At 35.6% G+C, this 14,405-nt stretch carries 16 protein-coding genes; 5 read left to right on the forward strand and 11 right to left on the reverse strand.

The features are described from left to right. Window positions 1-2: 2 nt before the first annotated feature. Window positions 3-521 carry a GrpB family protein gene (locus V7122_RS01215; RefSeq protein ID WP_335525551.1) on the reverse strand — a complete coding sequence of 173 codons (519 nt, stop codon included), beginning with the start codon at window positions 519-521 and terminating at the stop codon, window positions 3-5. A 277-nt stretch (window positions 522-798) separates the two neighbouring features. Beyond that, window positions 799-1,689, reverse strand: coding sequence for a LysR family transcriptional regulator (locus V7122_RS01220; RefSeq protein ID WP_335525552.1), 891 nt, complete (start codon window positions 1,687-1,689; stop codon window positions 799-801). 167 nt (window positions 1,690-1,856) lie between these two features. Between V7122_RS01220 and V7122_RS01225 the strand changes: the two genes are divergently transcribed. Then, the gene (locus V7122_RS01225; RefSeq protein ID WP_335525580.1) at window positions 1,857-2,759 is read left to right on the forward strand and encodes a DMT family transporter; all 903 of its coding nucleotides are present in this window, start codon (window positions 1,857-1,859) and stop codon (window positions 2,757-2,759) included. A gap of 183 nt (window positions 2,760-2,942) precedes the next feature. Next, window positions 2,943-3,359 (forward strand): DUF1284 domain-containing protein, encoded by a 417-nt coding sequence (locus V7122_RS01230; RefSeq protein ID WP_335525553.1) that lies wholly within the window; start codon window positions 2,943-2,945, stop codon window positions 3,357-3,359. Between the two features lie 17 nt (window positions 3,360-3,376). Here the strand turns inward: V7122_RS01230 and V7122_RS01235 are convergent, their stop codons facing one another. Continuing rightward, on the reverse strand, window positions 3,377-3,577 hold the full coding sequence (locus V7122_RS01235; protein WP_335525554.1) for a hypothetical protein: 201 nt from the start codon (window positions 3,575-3,577) through the stop codon (window positions 3,377-3,379). 119 nt (window positions 3,578-3,696) lie between these two features. Next, window positions 3,697-4,638, reverse strand: a complete 942-nt coding sequence (locus V7122_RS01240; protein WP_335525555.1) for an aldo/keto reductase — start codon at window positions 4,636-4,638, stop codon at window positions 3,697-3,699. A gap of 154 nt (window positions 4,639-4,792) precedes the next feature. Between V7122_RS01240 and V7122_RS01245 the strand changes: the two genes are divergently transcribed. The 3 genes from V7122_RS01245 to V7122_RS01255 are packed head-to-tail and all read left to right on the forward strand — an operon-like array spanning window position 4,793 to window position 7,312. Beyond that, window positions 4,793-5,545 carry an IclR family transcriptional regulator gene (locus V7122_RS01245; protein ID WP_335525556.1) on the forward strand — a complete coding sequence of 251 codons (753 nt, stop codon included), beginning with the start codon at window positions 4,793-4,795 and terminating at the stop codon, window positions 5,543-5,545. Between the two features lie 18 nt (window positions 5,546-5,563). Next, window positions 5,564-6,106: an NADPH-dependent FMN reductase gene (locus V7122_RS01250; RefSeq protein WP_335525557.1), complete on the forward strand. Its 543-nt coding sequence runs from the start codon at window positions 5,564-5,566 to the stop codon at window positions 6,104-6,106. Between the two features lie 54 nt (window positions 6,107-6,160). Continuing rightward, complete coding sequence (locus V7122_RS01255) at window positions 6,161-7,312, forward strand: NADH-dependent flavin oxidoreductase (RefSeq protein WP_335525558.1); 1,152 nt, start codon at window positions 6,161-6,163, stop codon at window positions 7,310-7,312. Between the two features lie 115 nt (window positions 7,313-7,427). Here V7122_RS01255 and V7122_RS01260 read toward each other — a convergent pair whose 3' ends face one another. From V7122_RS01260 to V7122_RS01290, 7 genes are all read right to left on the reverse strand, one after another. Then, a complete protein-coding gene (locus tag V7122_RS01260) occupies window positions 7,428-7,649 on the reverse strand; it encodes a helix-turn-helix domain-containing protein (RefSeq protein WP_335345456.1) in 222 nt (73 codons plus the stop codon). A gap of 10 nt (window positions 7,650-7,659) precedes the next feature. Next, window positions 7,660-8,097, reverse strand: a complete 438-nt coding sequence (locus tag V7122_RS01265; protein WP_335525559.1) for a DUF2975 domain-containing protein — start codon at window positions 8,095-8,097, stop codon at window positions 7,660-7,662. A 312-nt stretch (window positions 8,098-8,409) separates the two neighbouring features. Continuing rightward, the gene (locus tag V7122_RS01270; protein WP_335525581.1) at window positions 8,410-8,736 is read right to left on the reverse strand and encodes a YnfA family protein; all 327 of its coding nucleotides are present in this window, start codon (window positions 8,734-8,736) and stop codon (window positions 8,410-8,412) included. A 461-nt stretch (window positions 8,737-9,197) separates the two neighbouring features. After that, complete coding sequence (locus V7122_RS01275) at window positions 9,198-10,499, reverse strand: aminotransferase class V-fold PLP-dependent enzyme (protein ID WP_335525560.1); 1,302 nt, start codon at window positions 10,497-10,499, stop codon at window positions 9,198-9,200. 16 nt (window positions 10,500-10,515) lie between these two features. Beyond that, a complete protein-coding gene (locus V7122_RS01280; RefSeq protein ID WP_335525561.1) occupies window positions 10,516-11,712 on the reverse strand; it encodes an aminotransferase class V-fold PLP-dependent enzyme in 1,197 nt (398 codons plus the stop codon). 55 nt (window positions 11,713-11,767) lie between these two features. Next, window positions 11,768-12,673 (reverse strand): LysR family transcriptional regulator, encoded by a 906-nt coding sequence (locus V7122_RS01285; protein ID WP_335525562.1) that lies wholly within the window; start codon window positions 12,671-12,673, stop codon window positions 11,768-11,770. Window positions 12,674-12,772: 99 nt separating this feature from the next. Beyond that, window positions 12,773-14,203: a Na+/H+ antiporter NhaC family protein gene (locus tag V7122_RS01290; protein WP_335525563.1), complete on the reverse strand. Its 1,431-nt coding sequence runs from the start codon at window positions 14,201-14,203 to the stop codon at window positions 12,773-12,775. Window positions 14,204-14,405: the final 202 nt, after the last annotated feature.

A 14,405-nucleotide genomic window follows, 5' to 3' on the forward strand; every position in this document is an offset into this window, starting at 1 on the left:
TGTTATTTTCTCTGAAACTCCTTAAACCAGAGAAGTGCTTTCTGTTCCATTTCCTTCACGAAATCTTTTTTGGCTTGACTATATTCCCTTGAGTTATCGAACTGCTCGGCCAGCTCTTCTTTAAAGCGGCTATAATTTGCTGCTTCATCCGGATGGGACCGAAGATAATCCCGAAAAATTAAGTGCCTATCAATTTGAGCGTTATCATATTGATAAAAATGAATATGATGGGTTCTATTTTCACCGCCTTTTCGAAATAACCTTCTACCGGCAATGCCCCATTCCCCCGCTACATCATAACCAAGAGAGTCCATTTTGTGGTTGAATAAATCAACCTTCTCTATGTCTTTAGCAATACACATCATATCTATGACAGGTTTTGCCTTCATGCCTTGAACTGACGTACTCCCAAAATGTTCTATTCTAATGATCTCATCGCCAAAGATTGTTTTCAGCATTTCAGCCTCAGTTTGAAAAATTAGAGCCCACTCTTCACTAAAATTAGTCAGTCGAACTTTCATATGGATCCTCCCATGGCTCTTTTAAAGTGTCTCAGTTAATGAATGCTCTTCTATTATCTTAATATTTCTTTTGCTTTTTTGGCATGTTTGGATAAAGAAAAAATCAATTTCCCCGCATCCACAAACGATTTACCTATATTTTAACATTCAAATGGGCAAATTTGTAATTTTAAAGATGCATTCCCAAGCTTCTTATAAGAAAAAGTTTCCCAGCATGATCCCATGATAGCTCCCTAGTTATTTTACGAAAGGTATTCGATTATGAAGTACTAGCCATTCAAATCTGATGGGAGCGTGCAGGCTCACTTAACCACGAATTCAAGTATTCAATAAACTTTTTTGTAGCTGGAGCAAGGGTTTTAAATGATGTAGCAGCAATACCAATTGTCCGATAATTTTCTCCTTTTAATTGAAGAATTCGCACGTTAACTGGAACCCGGTGCAAAACCATTTCAGGAAGTATACTGATTCCCATTCCATTTCCAACCATTGAAATAATGGCTTGGTCATCTGTAAGTTCAAATTTAATATTAGGCGTAACATTATTTTCTTTTAACATTCGGGTTAAATCGTTATCGCTTCCTTTTTTCGATTTGATTAGGGGATCATCCTTGATCATGTCAAAACAAATCTCATTTTGTTCAGCGAGAGGATGTTCGTCTGAGACGATGCAGAGCATTCTATCTTTTTTTAAGGGAATCATTTCAAACTGTTGCACAGTGGGCAAGGACACAAACCCAAAATCAACAATACCTGTTGATATCCAATGCTCTATATCATCATAATCTCCTTCCAGCAGCTTAATTTCGATAGAAGGATGCCGCTCATTAAACACTTTCATGATTTCAGGCAACCAGTGAATGGACACACTTGAAAAAGTGCCAATCCGAACTGTACCGATTTCCATTCCATTGATATTAGCTATTTCTTGAATCATTTCTTCGTTCCATTTTAAAATTTCACGGATGTATGTTAAAATGCGCTCTCCATTGCTCGTCAAATGGATTCCTGAGCGTCCGCGATTGAGAATGGAAAATCCCCACTCCGTTTCAAGACTGGAAATGGCATGACTAACAGCAGATTGCGTTAGACCGAGTGCCTCCCCCGCTTTCGTGAGGCTGCCCAATTCTACAACGCTACTAAAAATCTCAAACTTTGCAAGAGACAATTTGATCACTCCCTTTTCATGAAATTAATTCATGTATAACTTTAAAAACATTCATTTTTCTAATTTAAATTCTACATATATAATGTAAAATAATCAATTTATGACAGGATAGGTGATGATGAAAAATGAATGGGAGTACAGCTGTCGCTAAAGTAAAAAGGATGGGGATGAATACTCAATTAAAGGCAGATTTCACAATGCTTGTGGTCACATTATTTTGGGGATCATCTTATTTATTCATGAAGATGGGTCTTGAATCCATTCAAGGATTTAACTTGATCGCCTTACGCTTCGGTATAGCTTTTGTTTTAGCGGTGCTCGTATTCTACAAACGCTTTAGACACATTGATTTTCAGACGATTAAATATAGTTTTATATTAGGGACCATCTTGTTCTCGGCCATTTCTGTTGTCACGATTGGGGTAAAATCCACGTCCGTCTCAAATGCAGGATTTTTATTTAGTCTTGCAGTTGTATTTGTTCCATTATTATTAGCCATCTTTTTTAGACAAAAAACTGAAAAACGGGTAGTAATCGGCGTTGTATTCGCAATTGTAGGTATCGCCCTTTTAACATTAAATGATGGATTTAGCATTAGCTCAGGGGATTTTCTTATCATTTTAGGGGCTTTGTTTTATGCAATTTACATCATTGTGACGGATAAATTGACGAAGAATGTAGATTCTATTTCTCTCGGAATATTACAACTTGGTTTTACCGGGGCTTGGGGTTTGCTGCTATCTTTATTTTTCGAAAATCCACATCTTCCTAACACGACAGATTCATGGGTATCTATTTTGGCATTAAGTATATTTTGCAGTGCGATTGGTTTTATCGGCCAAACTGCAGCCCAACAATATACGACTCCCACACATACAGGTCTCATATTTTCATTGGAACCCGTATTCGCAGCTTTATTTGCTTTTATTTTCGCCGGTGAAGTTCTTTCCGAAAAAGGATACATAGGTGCCTTACTTGTCTTAATCGGAATCTTAACAACGAAGATAGATTTTAAAAAGGTCATGATCAAAAAAGAATACAGCAGAACAATTGAAAGGTCTGAATCGTAGTTTAATATCCAGTGATTAGAAAGGTTTTCTTTATCCCTTTCAAATTTCATTAAAGAACCGTTCGTGAAACAAAAAAGTTCCCATTTAATTAGGTTTGATATGTTATGATGATTGATATATGTTAACTATTAATACCTTTTGGTTAACACTTCAATTTGTTGAACTTGTATATGGGGGAGAGTTATGTATAAACTGCGAGGTCATCATCTTTTTTGCCTTCTGGGCTATCGGGGTATGGGTTATTCCGAGGAATATGTGGAAAATATGACGCATTTGCATCAAACGTTGAGAAATAACCCTAAGACGTTAATTCAACTAATAAAGGGACCTGATCAGCTGTGTGAAAAATACCCAAACTCAGGGAAATACCACTGCCAAGACGACCATATTTATGAAAGAGATGCCGCTATTTTAGAAAAAATGGGGCTAAAAATCGGGCAAATTTTGAATTGGGAGGAGATTGAGTCGTGCATTCGAAAGTGTGTCGTCCCCTCCGATATTCAAATTGTATGTGAAACTTGTTCCTGGCGTTCATATGGAGTTTGTGAAGAAGGTATTCAAGAGATCCATGAAGGGAAGGGCTTAAGGTCGGTTAAATAAGTCCCCCTTTTTTTCTTCTATTTGTTGGTATGGTCTATTTTACTATTTCTTATTAATCCGTAAATGATAAGACCAATTAAAAATAAACATAGAATCATAAATGTAACGGTATAACCTATATCATTTTCTTTATAATTTTCAAAAGCAAACATTCCCATTGCAATAGCATTAATAAAAAGACTAAATAGTATCAGTGGATGAATTTTTATTCTATCCATTATTCCCCACCCCCTACATTAGGATTTTACTATATTCAATATGGACTAAAGAGGAAAAACGCAATTCATGCTAGAGAATTGCGCTTTCAATGACTTTCGGACAACTGTGTTGTATAGACTCAGTTGTTATTTAGAATATCGTTAATAATGTTTAACTCTTCCTTAGAAAAACTAATTTCGCTTGCTTGAACGTTTTCACGGATGCGTTCTTTTCGTTTACCTCCTGGAATGACTGAGTCAACACCCTTCTGAGCGAGTAACCAAGCTAGCGCTAAGTTAGGAAGAGGCGTTTCTTTTTGCGTAGCCATTTCTTTTAATTTGTCCACTGTTTTAAGTATTTGTTGGAATTGGTCACCTTGGAATAATGGAACTGAATTGCGCCAATCTTGTGTATCCAACTTAGAGTCTTTTGTGAAACTACCACCAAGCAAACCAAATGCTAACGGACCATATGGAATAAAGGAAATATTATTTTCAATACAATATGGTAATAATTCTGCTTCAGCTGACCGATCTAACATATTGTAAGGTGATTGTAAAACAGAGATATCGTCATGAATGTTTGCCTCTTTTAATTGCTCAAGTGAAACATTCGAAATCCCAATGGCACGAATTTTTCCTTCTTCTTTTAAGCGAGCTAATTCTCCAATAGATTCAGCAAACGGTGTTACTTGATCTGGGAAGTGTAAATAATATAAGTCTACATAGTCTAATTGCATTCTTTGTAAACTCTTTTCAACTGCTTGTCGCAAATATTCAGGACGATTATCCGTTTTTACTGAGCCATCGCTGGACCAATGTTGCGCTCCCTTCGTTGCAATCAATAAGTCATCTCGTTTAAATTCTTTTAATACCTCACCAACTAATTCTTCAGAACGACCAAGACCATAAATATCAGCTGTATCAATAAAATTTACCCCGATGTTTAATGCTTCCCTTACAAAATCTTTTCCATTTTCCTCACTTAAATTTTGGAATAAATTATGCCCACCAACTGCATTTGTACCGAGTCCAATGACTGATGCTTCAAGATTAGATTTTTTTAATGTTGTATATTTCATTGTTTTTGCCTCCTATCATTGATTAGCTATATCATAGTTTCTTAAAATGAGACTCACAAATTCCTTTTAACAAGTTTCAAATAATGAAACTCACTCTGTATAGTTTGAGTCCAAAAAATAAAACATCTATACTATCTGAGACTGAGGTGATGAAATGGCACAGAATGAAGTATCGACATTAAAAAAGGGGCTTCTCGTTTTAGAATTAGTAAAACAGCGTAAAGGCATTACGTTAAGAGAAGTGATGGAAGAACAGAAATTAAGTAAATCGACAGCTTTTCGGATTTTAACTACCCTAGAAGATATGGGATATGTTTATAAACTTCAAGCTCAATATTTTATTCATCATAAAATGTTTTGCGAAAGCTTTGAAAAACGTTCAGAAATGGATTGGGCTTCATTACGTTCAATTTGCCAACTAGCGCAAAATTTACAGATGAGTACCTATATAGGAAAAGTGGACGGGACCGATCTTGTTATGACGCAAGTATTACACGCTCCCTTTCAGGAATCAGCAGACGAAGAAATTGGAAATCGCTCAAAACTACATCAATCCGCTTTAGGGAAAGTGATCTTAGCTAATTTAGATGAAGATTTGCTAGCTTCCATATTTGATAAATTGTCACTTGAACGTGCAACAAAAAATACGTTTCAAGACTCACAACTATTTAATTATCATTTAAAGGCTATTCGTGAAGATGGTTATGCATTTGATGATGAGGAACGTATTGTTGGTATCCGTTGCGTCGCTGTTCCTGTTTTTCGCAATCAAGAGGTTATAGCTGCCTTAGCAATTGCAGCACCTGCTGATCAAATTTCTCGCAGCAATATTAAACAGATTGCTACGAAATTACATGCAGGCAGTAACGCCATTTCAAAAGAAATAGAAACCCTCGTCAACATATAACATCTGGAGGTCAACAAAATGAAAGTAGTAGCAATTGTAGGAAGTATTCGTAAAGATTCATATAATTTACAACTGGCAAAACATGTTCAAAAACGTTATGCAGATCAATTTGAGGTGGAGATTTTAGACTTAGCTCCCCTACCCATGTACAACCAAGATATTGAATTAGATGCACCTCAAGAAGTACTTGATTTTAAATCGAAAGTCAAGGAAGCTGATGCGGTTCTTTGGGTAACGCCTGAATACAATTCATCTATTCCGGGTGTGTTAGGAAATGCGATTGATTGGTTAAGTCGCGTAGATAAGGTGATGAATGGTAAGCCATCCATTATAATGGGTTCTTCAATGGGGATTTTAGGTTCTGTAAAAGCACAAATGCACCTGCGAGACATTCTATTTGCGAGTGGTTTAAATTCTCCAGTGCTCGGTGGAAACGAAGTATATGTTGGTGCTGTTCATGAGAAATTCGATGCTGAAGGGAACTTAATAGATGAAGCAACAATCTCCTTCTTAGACGGCGTTATCACAAACTTCCAAGAATGGATGAAACTATACGTGTAAAAATAAAACACCTCTATTTTTCACTTACTGAGGTGTATTTAAAGGAGTATTTCTATGAAAGACAAGTATCAAAACTTATTTCAAGATTTCACATTTAAAAGCGGAGTTCATGTAAAAAATCGCCTCATGATGGCTCCAATGACAACATTTTCCGCAGATGAAAATGACTATGTTTCACAGGAAGAACTTAATTATTACAAGGAACGTGCGAATGGTGTCGGAACGATTATTACGGCCTGTGCATATGTTTCAAGAAATGGTAAAGGTTTCGATGGTCAAATGGGGATTGATCATGATGGGACAATTGACGATCTTTCCAAATTAGCAGATGTTATTCACTCTGGTGGTGCTAAAGGAGTTGTTCAACTTTATCATGGTGGCCGTTTAGCAGTCCCAAGACTTATTCCAACTGGAGAAACCGTAAGTGCAAGTGCTGTCGCTCCCCTTGGAGACCGTGGATTTTATAGCATCGGGCAGACACCGAGAGCATTAACTACGGATGAAGTATATGAAATTATTAAAGACTTTGGTGACGCAACACGCCGTACAATTAAAGCCGGATTTGATGGAGTCGAATTGCACGGTGCAACAGGTTATTTACTCCAGCAGTTTGTTTCACCACATTCGAATCAACGAACAGATGAGTTCCAAAATCGTTATGTATTTGCCATAAAACTAATCGATGAAGTGAAGCGTGTTATCATAGAACATGCAACAAAACCATTCTTAATTGGTTATCGTTTTTCAGCTGAAGAACCTGAAACACCTGGAATCACGATGAAAGAAACATTCGAGTTACTTGATGAATTAATGAAAGCAGATATTGATTATATTCATATTGCTACAACGAACGCTTGGGCTAAGCCGCGCAGAGGAATTAATAGTGAAAAATCACGTACAGAATTAATTGCAGAATATATAGACGGTCGTGTACCAGTCATTGGTGTTGGAAATATTCACACCCCAGATGAAGCAGCACATGTATTTGAGAAAGGGAAAACAGACTTTATCGCACTCGGACGAGCACTAGTGGTTGATCCTCATTGGGTTGAAAAAGTACAACATCATGAAGAAGAAACCATTAGGCACCAACTAACAACTACCGATCAACATCAAGCTGTTATTCCTACTCCTCTATGGAAATTAATTTTGGAGGTCGAGGGTTGGTTTCCTGTTGTACGATTGGAGCAATTGGAAAAAAAGTAGCTTTATGAGCTACTTTTTTTGTATACATCTACATCTTTAGTTTAAGGGAAATTAAGTGAGCCTTCCTTTTCACCCAGTTCAATCTCATATTTTCATCATAAAAAATGCTATTTTATTATTCTTTAGTATCTTCGTCATTTTTGTATTCTAGAATATCCCCAGGCTGACAATCTAAAGCCTTACAAATCGCCTCTAAAGTTGAAAATCGAATCGCTTTAGCCTTTCCATTTTTCAAGATAGAAAGGTTAGCCATTGTGATTCCAACGCGCTCCGAAAGTTCTGTTACGCTCATTTTCCTTTTAGCCAGCATCACATCAATATTGATTATAATCGCCATTGTTTTCACCTCAAACCGTTAAATCATTTTCTGATTTTATATCGATTGCATTTTTTAACAGCTTTTGAAGAACAGCGGCAAAAACGGCAATCACCATGGAAGCAAAAGGAACAACCAATCCGACAAAGATGACACCTGGGGCATCGTCTACTTCCGCAAAGAGATAGAAAAGCGGCAAGACTAGCACATGCAAGATACTAATTGCGATGGCACAGCCATTGATTTTCTTTAAAGCTATTACAGAAATTTGCGAGAAAGCTTCATTTTTATCAATATAGCGTAAAAGTTTGAAAGCCTGATACAAAGCAATGTAAAAAGGGATCGCGGATGCATAAAAAACGATGGAAACGAGATATTTTATATAAGCAAACTCTGGAAGCAATTTTGCAGTAACATTCCCTATCTCCGGAACCAAAAAGATGCACAATGCAAGAACGGGAATTCCCATCAGAACAACAACGAACTTTAAAAAAAGTGTTTCTCTATTTATATTAAGCACCTCATTTATTTATTGTTAATGTGATTTTAATACATATTTTATCGTTTTACAATAAATAAATATTGTTTTTAATTATAATATTATTGTTTCTTTTGATTTCAGACAAAATAAAAAGCATTCCCTATTAAAAGGAAATACTCTATTACTTTGCTGTTTTCGTCCTTTCATAAGGATGTCGTTGTATTTCAGAACTCTTCCAGTGAAACTAAAGTAAATTGAAGAAATTTAGCGATCCGAGGCAATGTCCTGTGAACAAATTCGCTATTGACGTGGTGCAAATAATATCATTGAAACACCTATTAAACAGATCCCAGCACCTAGCCAATCATATAAATCGGGTGTTTTTTTATCAATGCCCCATCCCCACAGAACAGATAGAACAATAAATACACCACCGTAAGCAGCATAAACTCTACCGAATGACGGAAAGGATTGGAAAGTAGCGATTACACCGTATAAAGCTAATGCTATTCCACCCCCAATTCCCCAGTAAAAAGGTTTTCCTTCTCTTAACCATAACCAAATCAAATAGCCCCCACCAATTTCAGCTATTCCTGCAATTATAAACAAAATGATTGCACTAAAAATTTAAACCACTTCCTAAACCTTTATGTATATGTAGATTATAGTTTTGTTTGAGATCTAATTCCAGATAATGGCCCTAAAAAGGAAATAATGCTGACCTTGCTACAGGATAATTAGTTTTATATATCGATCTAGGTATAATTGCAAACCCACTACCCATTTCATTGTTATTACTCCTTTTACCTCAAAAAAACTAATCGGAAGTTTTTCCGATTAGTTCCTTATAGCTTTACTCTTTTGTACCACTCTCTAAAGCTTCTACCTTATTTTAGAGAGCCTTTGTAAACAATCTAAATTATGATATATTTTCTTAGTGCATCATTCTGATTTATTATTGTTTTCTTTATTTCTATACCGATTTTTATTATATTTAACAAAATACGAACGGGTTCTAATCTTTTTATTTCGATATTTGAGGAATTTATGTTTTTTAACCTTATATACTAAAGAATTGCATAATAATATTAAACTAGTATTTGTTTGGATAAGTCTTTAACTAAATGTGATGTGATCTTTAAGAATTCATCTATATCACTTGCATCATGACAGTGTAATGGTGAAACTCGGATTGCACCATCTAAACCTAAAGATTCGATAATGCGCTTAGAATATAGACTTGTATTTACTCTCTCGTATACCGTGACACCACGTTTATAGTATTGCGCAACCGCTTCAGTATAACCTAAACCTTCTAAGCTAATTGCCGAAATTAGATCTCGATTTATCAATTCCTGTGAATCCAGCAAAACATTTACTCCCTTAATATGACGCAATCCTGGAACCTCTTTAGTTCCTTCCAACATACGATGCAACAAAGCTCTTTCATGAAGATGAATATGTGTCATACCAACAACATATAAATTACGTCTATCTTTGGTATCCGAAAAATGTTCACCTATCCAGCAAACATAGTCCACGACTGCGCTGATTGCTGCAAAATTTGGATGAGGGAATGTGCCGAGTTCCCATTCATTTTCAGGCTTTGCAGCTAATTTATGATGTGGAAGTTTTGCAACACGATCCGAGATATATCCATATCCACAACCTCGTACACCAAATGCTTTATATGGAGCAAAATTTATCCCATCAAGCTGATATTTTTCTACATCCAAAACAGCATGAGGCATATGCTGCACTGCATCTGAAATAATATATAAATCAGGTTTAATTTTTCTAGCTTCTCTTACTACTTCTTCTATATTTATGATATTACCGGATATGTTTGATGCACTGATAATACTCAACAAACAAGTGTTATCATCAATATGTCTTATAATCTCGTCTGTATCTATACCACCTGTTTTTGGATTCGCCATAGCAACACGAAACTCTTTTCCTGTCTTTTCAGCATAATACTTGGCTGAGTCAAATGCTGATGGATGTTCTATAGAAGTAGTAACCACATTAGTTCCAGGTACATTTTCAACAATTGCCTGTGAAATTTGGAACATTACCTGTGATGCAGTTAGCTCCGTCACCAATTTACCTGTTTTTGCACCGAAAATTACCTGCATTATATCACGTATACCGTCCTCTTTAACCTTTTGAAGCATCATTGCTGTGTCATGAATCCTTTCAGGACAATCAGGTATTTTTTCGTAGCGAGATCTAGCCTCGACTGCAGATTTTAGACGAAATGATCCGCCGGAATTTTCGAAAAAGAGTCTTTTTCTACCTAAATTATCATGATCAACATAGTGAAATTTATCCTTTATTTCTTTTTGTAGATCTGAATTGAAAAATACCCCTGTACTTTCGCTGTTCATTTTTTACCTCCATGATTTATTCTACGTTTCTATCTATTTCCATAAAATTCTTGACAGCTGCAAGGAAAATATCTACTTCTTCTTCAGTGCTATAATAGTGAACAGATACCCTTACGCCACCAACACCAGTAGAACAACGAAGTGACACATATATATTATGATCTTGTAAATAACGTATAAGTCTACGCTCTTTTTCTATATTATTGTTCTTTAATCGATTAAAATTAAAGGATACAATAGATGACATATTATCTTCTACTCCTGGACTTTCTAAAAACACTCCTAACTCTCTTAAACCATTATATAATTGCTTATTTAGTTTTATATTTTTCCTTTCGACATTTTCTATACCGAAGTCATTTAAAACATGTATTGATTCAGAAAGTCCCATAGCACCAATATAATTACCATAGCCGCCAATTTCAAAAACAGACGCATCCTCTGCTAATACGTACTCATCAAAGGGGTGCCTTCTTGGATCTTCTAAATAAGTTAAGTAATCTGCGTATTTGCTTGGAACTTGGATATCAAAGTAGGAATAGTAACTCGGTTTCAGAGTTTTTAGATGTTCACGCTTTATATATAAGAAACCCATGCCAAACGGATTACCTAACCATTTTTTACCGCCACTACAGTAAAAGTCCATACCAATATCTCGTACATTTACTTGAAGCGAACCCACTTCTTGGATACCATCAACTATATAATAGCAGCCATACTCTTTTGCTAATTTGCCTATTTCTTTAACATCCGCACGAAATCCGTTTATTTCTTGAACTGATGCCAACAGGATAACCTTTGTATTATTATCTATATATCTTCTAAAATTATCTGCAGTAACCTGGCCTCCACTTGTTTTAACCTGGCGAAGCTCAAATCCAACTTCATCTTGTCGTCTTTTCCAACAAACAGTAGATGCTTGGTATTCTAGATCACAAATTAAGACATTATCTTCTTTTTTCAGTGGCAATCTATCAACTAAAATTCCTAGAGCATGTGATGTGCATTGAACTAGCGCTATCTCTTCTCTATCACATCCTAAGAAGTCTGCAACATCTTGACGAGCAGTAACAAGTGAACTTCTCTGAACACGAGTTACATCACTAGTAGAAAGATTTGTGTCTCGAAGCATGTCTGTAAATTTTTTTGATACTTCCAATACCCTTGGATTAACAAGTGTTGTTGCAGCGTTATCTAAATAAATCTTTTTCATTCTTCATTAAACTTCCTTTCGATTCTACATATATCGATTGGAACGCATATGTTTATCAAACAGACATGAGTGAAGAATTGTTATCGATGTAATCCGTTAATAATTGTTCAAATAGTTTCAACCCAGTATCATGGCTTGGTAAAATGTTGTATTTATGCTTAATCATATAGCATATACGATCTGGTGGGGACATATCTAAGAAATCACACATTTCTATATTTGAATTTTTCGAAAACAAAGTGTTGAATGTACTTACAGGAACAACCGCCCAGTTGTTCTCTATATTCATGAAATGGTTAAGAACTGACATAGAATCTGTTTCTAACTGAGGCGAAAATGAATCACCCCACCATTTATTATGCCAATGCTCAAATTCCTTTCCCCAGTTCATAAAAATTTCTTTACTAGGATCCAATTGAGAGGGATGCCCAATACTTTTCTTTTCTTTATTACCAATGTTTATAGCAATACACATACGCTGTTTAAAAATAGGTTCTACTACCACATTCTTAACATTACGTTCAAAAGAAACAAATGCGACATCAATCTCTCTATTTTCTATAAACTTATAAAGTTCCATTGATTGATGGGTTCGAACCTGTAAAGCAACTGGTGTATCATTTTCGGAAATTTGCAAATATATAGGATATAAAACTGTATTATGAAAGCTATCAACTGAACCAATTATTAAAGACGCTACATGATTATGTTTTAATTTCTTTGTTTCATTAAACAATAGCATCCAACGTTCTGCTATCTCAATAAATTCCTCACCCTGCTTAGTAAGTTCAATAAAACGATTACCCCTAAACCGAATAATTAATTGCGTGCCCAATTCATCTTCCATAAGCTTTAGACGGTTACTTAAAGCGGATTGAGTTAAATGTAGGTTTTCAGAAGCTTTAGTAATATTGAGTGTTTTGACAATTTCCAAGAAAGCTTCTATATATTCCTTTTTCATTTTATACCTCCTGATTAATCTACTTATGTGTTCGCAAATCAATCATATAACACGTCTTCAAGCAAATGTTAATATTATACATAAATACTAAAAAAGTATTTAACTTGTTTTTTTTATTGTTGTACTATTCATTGGAGGATTTTTGAGAATTTCTATATGATTACCCGTAACTTTTTCATAGCGTCTATCCCAACCAGTAATAATACTAATAAGGAATACTACAAACAATAAGATGGCGTGGAATGAGTACATTGGTATTGACATAACTGAGAATGTTTCTGATAATACACCAGATGAAACGGCCAAGCCAAACATAACCATCATAGATGCATTATATGGAAGTACACCTGCAGTCGCACATGAAAAACCGTCTAAGATATTGGCACCGCGTCTCCTATCCAGATTAAATTTCTTAAATAGTTTATTAGCAACAGGTCCTATCATAACGATTGCGACTGTATTAATAGCTGTTGCTACAGTTCCCATGACAGTTAGGAATGCTACCATTAATTCGGCCTGCCTTGGGGTTTTGCACTGACTACCTGCAGTTTTAACAAATTCTTCAAAGTTTCCACTAGCTTTTGTCAATTCAAGTAAAGCAAACAAGAATATCTGAAAAACAATGATACTGAGCATACCTGAGATCCCTGCAACTATTGGACCTTCAATATTAATAATGAATTCTAAAGACATAAATCCCATAGTAATGTTTAAAATAATTGCAACGAGGTTGCAGGTCAGTAGTACAGTAACCAAGTCTTTTCCTTTGATCATAAGGAATACCATGATAGCTGGTATTACTAGCATGATTAATGTCTTTGGGCCACCTGCATCTTCCACTAGAGTTTCAGGTAACTGATTTGTAGTCATCTTGCCGAATATCACATATAGGATACTCGCAATAAAACCTGCAATAAGAGAGTATTTTAGCCTGTTTTTAACTACTTTTGGGACTTCAGATTCCATTGTTAATGATGATGCTATAGTTGTATCAGAAATCGGAGCTAAGTTATCACCGAAGAATGCCCCGCTAATGATTGCGCCCAATACTAAGGCAGGATCACAGCCTAATCCTAGTGAAAGCGGTAACAAAATAGGAGTTGCCGTAGCTACTGTACCTCCTGCAGTACCAGTAGCAGTTGAAATAGCCGCACATGCCAAGAAGGTAATTAGTGGCAAATAAGCCGCATCCAATCCAAGTGTAGTACTCAACCAAAGCAAACCATCGATTAGACCACTTTGTCGAAGTAGATGTGATAAAATACCTGCAAATAAAAATATTATCACCAAAACAGAAAACATCGGATCAGTCAGCCCTTTAAGGGAAACATCACTAAACTGTTTCTTGTCTTTTGAAAATAGGAAACTTAAAGACAATGCAAAAAAACCGGCCGCCCAAAACACCTTTAAAGAAATATGATCCGTAATGACAAATGCAAGCATAAAAACAACGAGTGAACCAAGTGGTATCCAACCACCAATTTTCCCTCCATAAAATTGGAGATTCTTAGCATGGTTAACGCCTTCCATCAAATAATTCCTCCCTTCAAATTTATCCCAGAAATATTATCTTGGATTGTATCAAATTATAACACCTCAATCTATTAATAAATAATTCGTCATTTTTATTAATATAATAAACAAAATTTCTTTTATGTCGTTTATTGTCTAAATTAGGTATCACTCTATATTTGAAATTAATGTCTGGGACACATTTATTACCTTCCTTGGC

The sequence above is a fragment of the Bacillus sp. JJ1532 genome, assembly GCF_036965085.1.
GTDB lineage: Bacteria > Bacillota > Bacilli > Bacillales > Cytobacillaceae > Cytobacillus.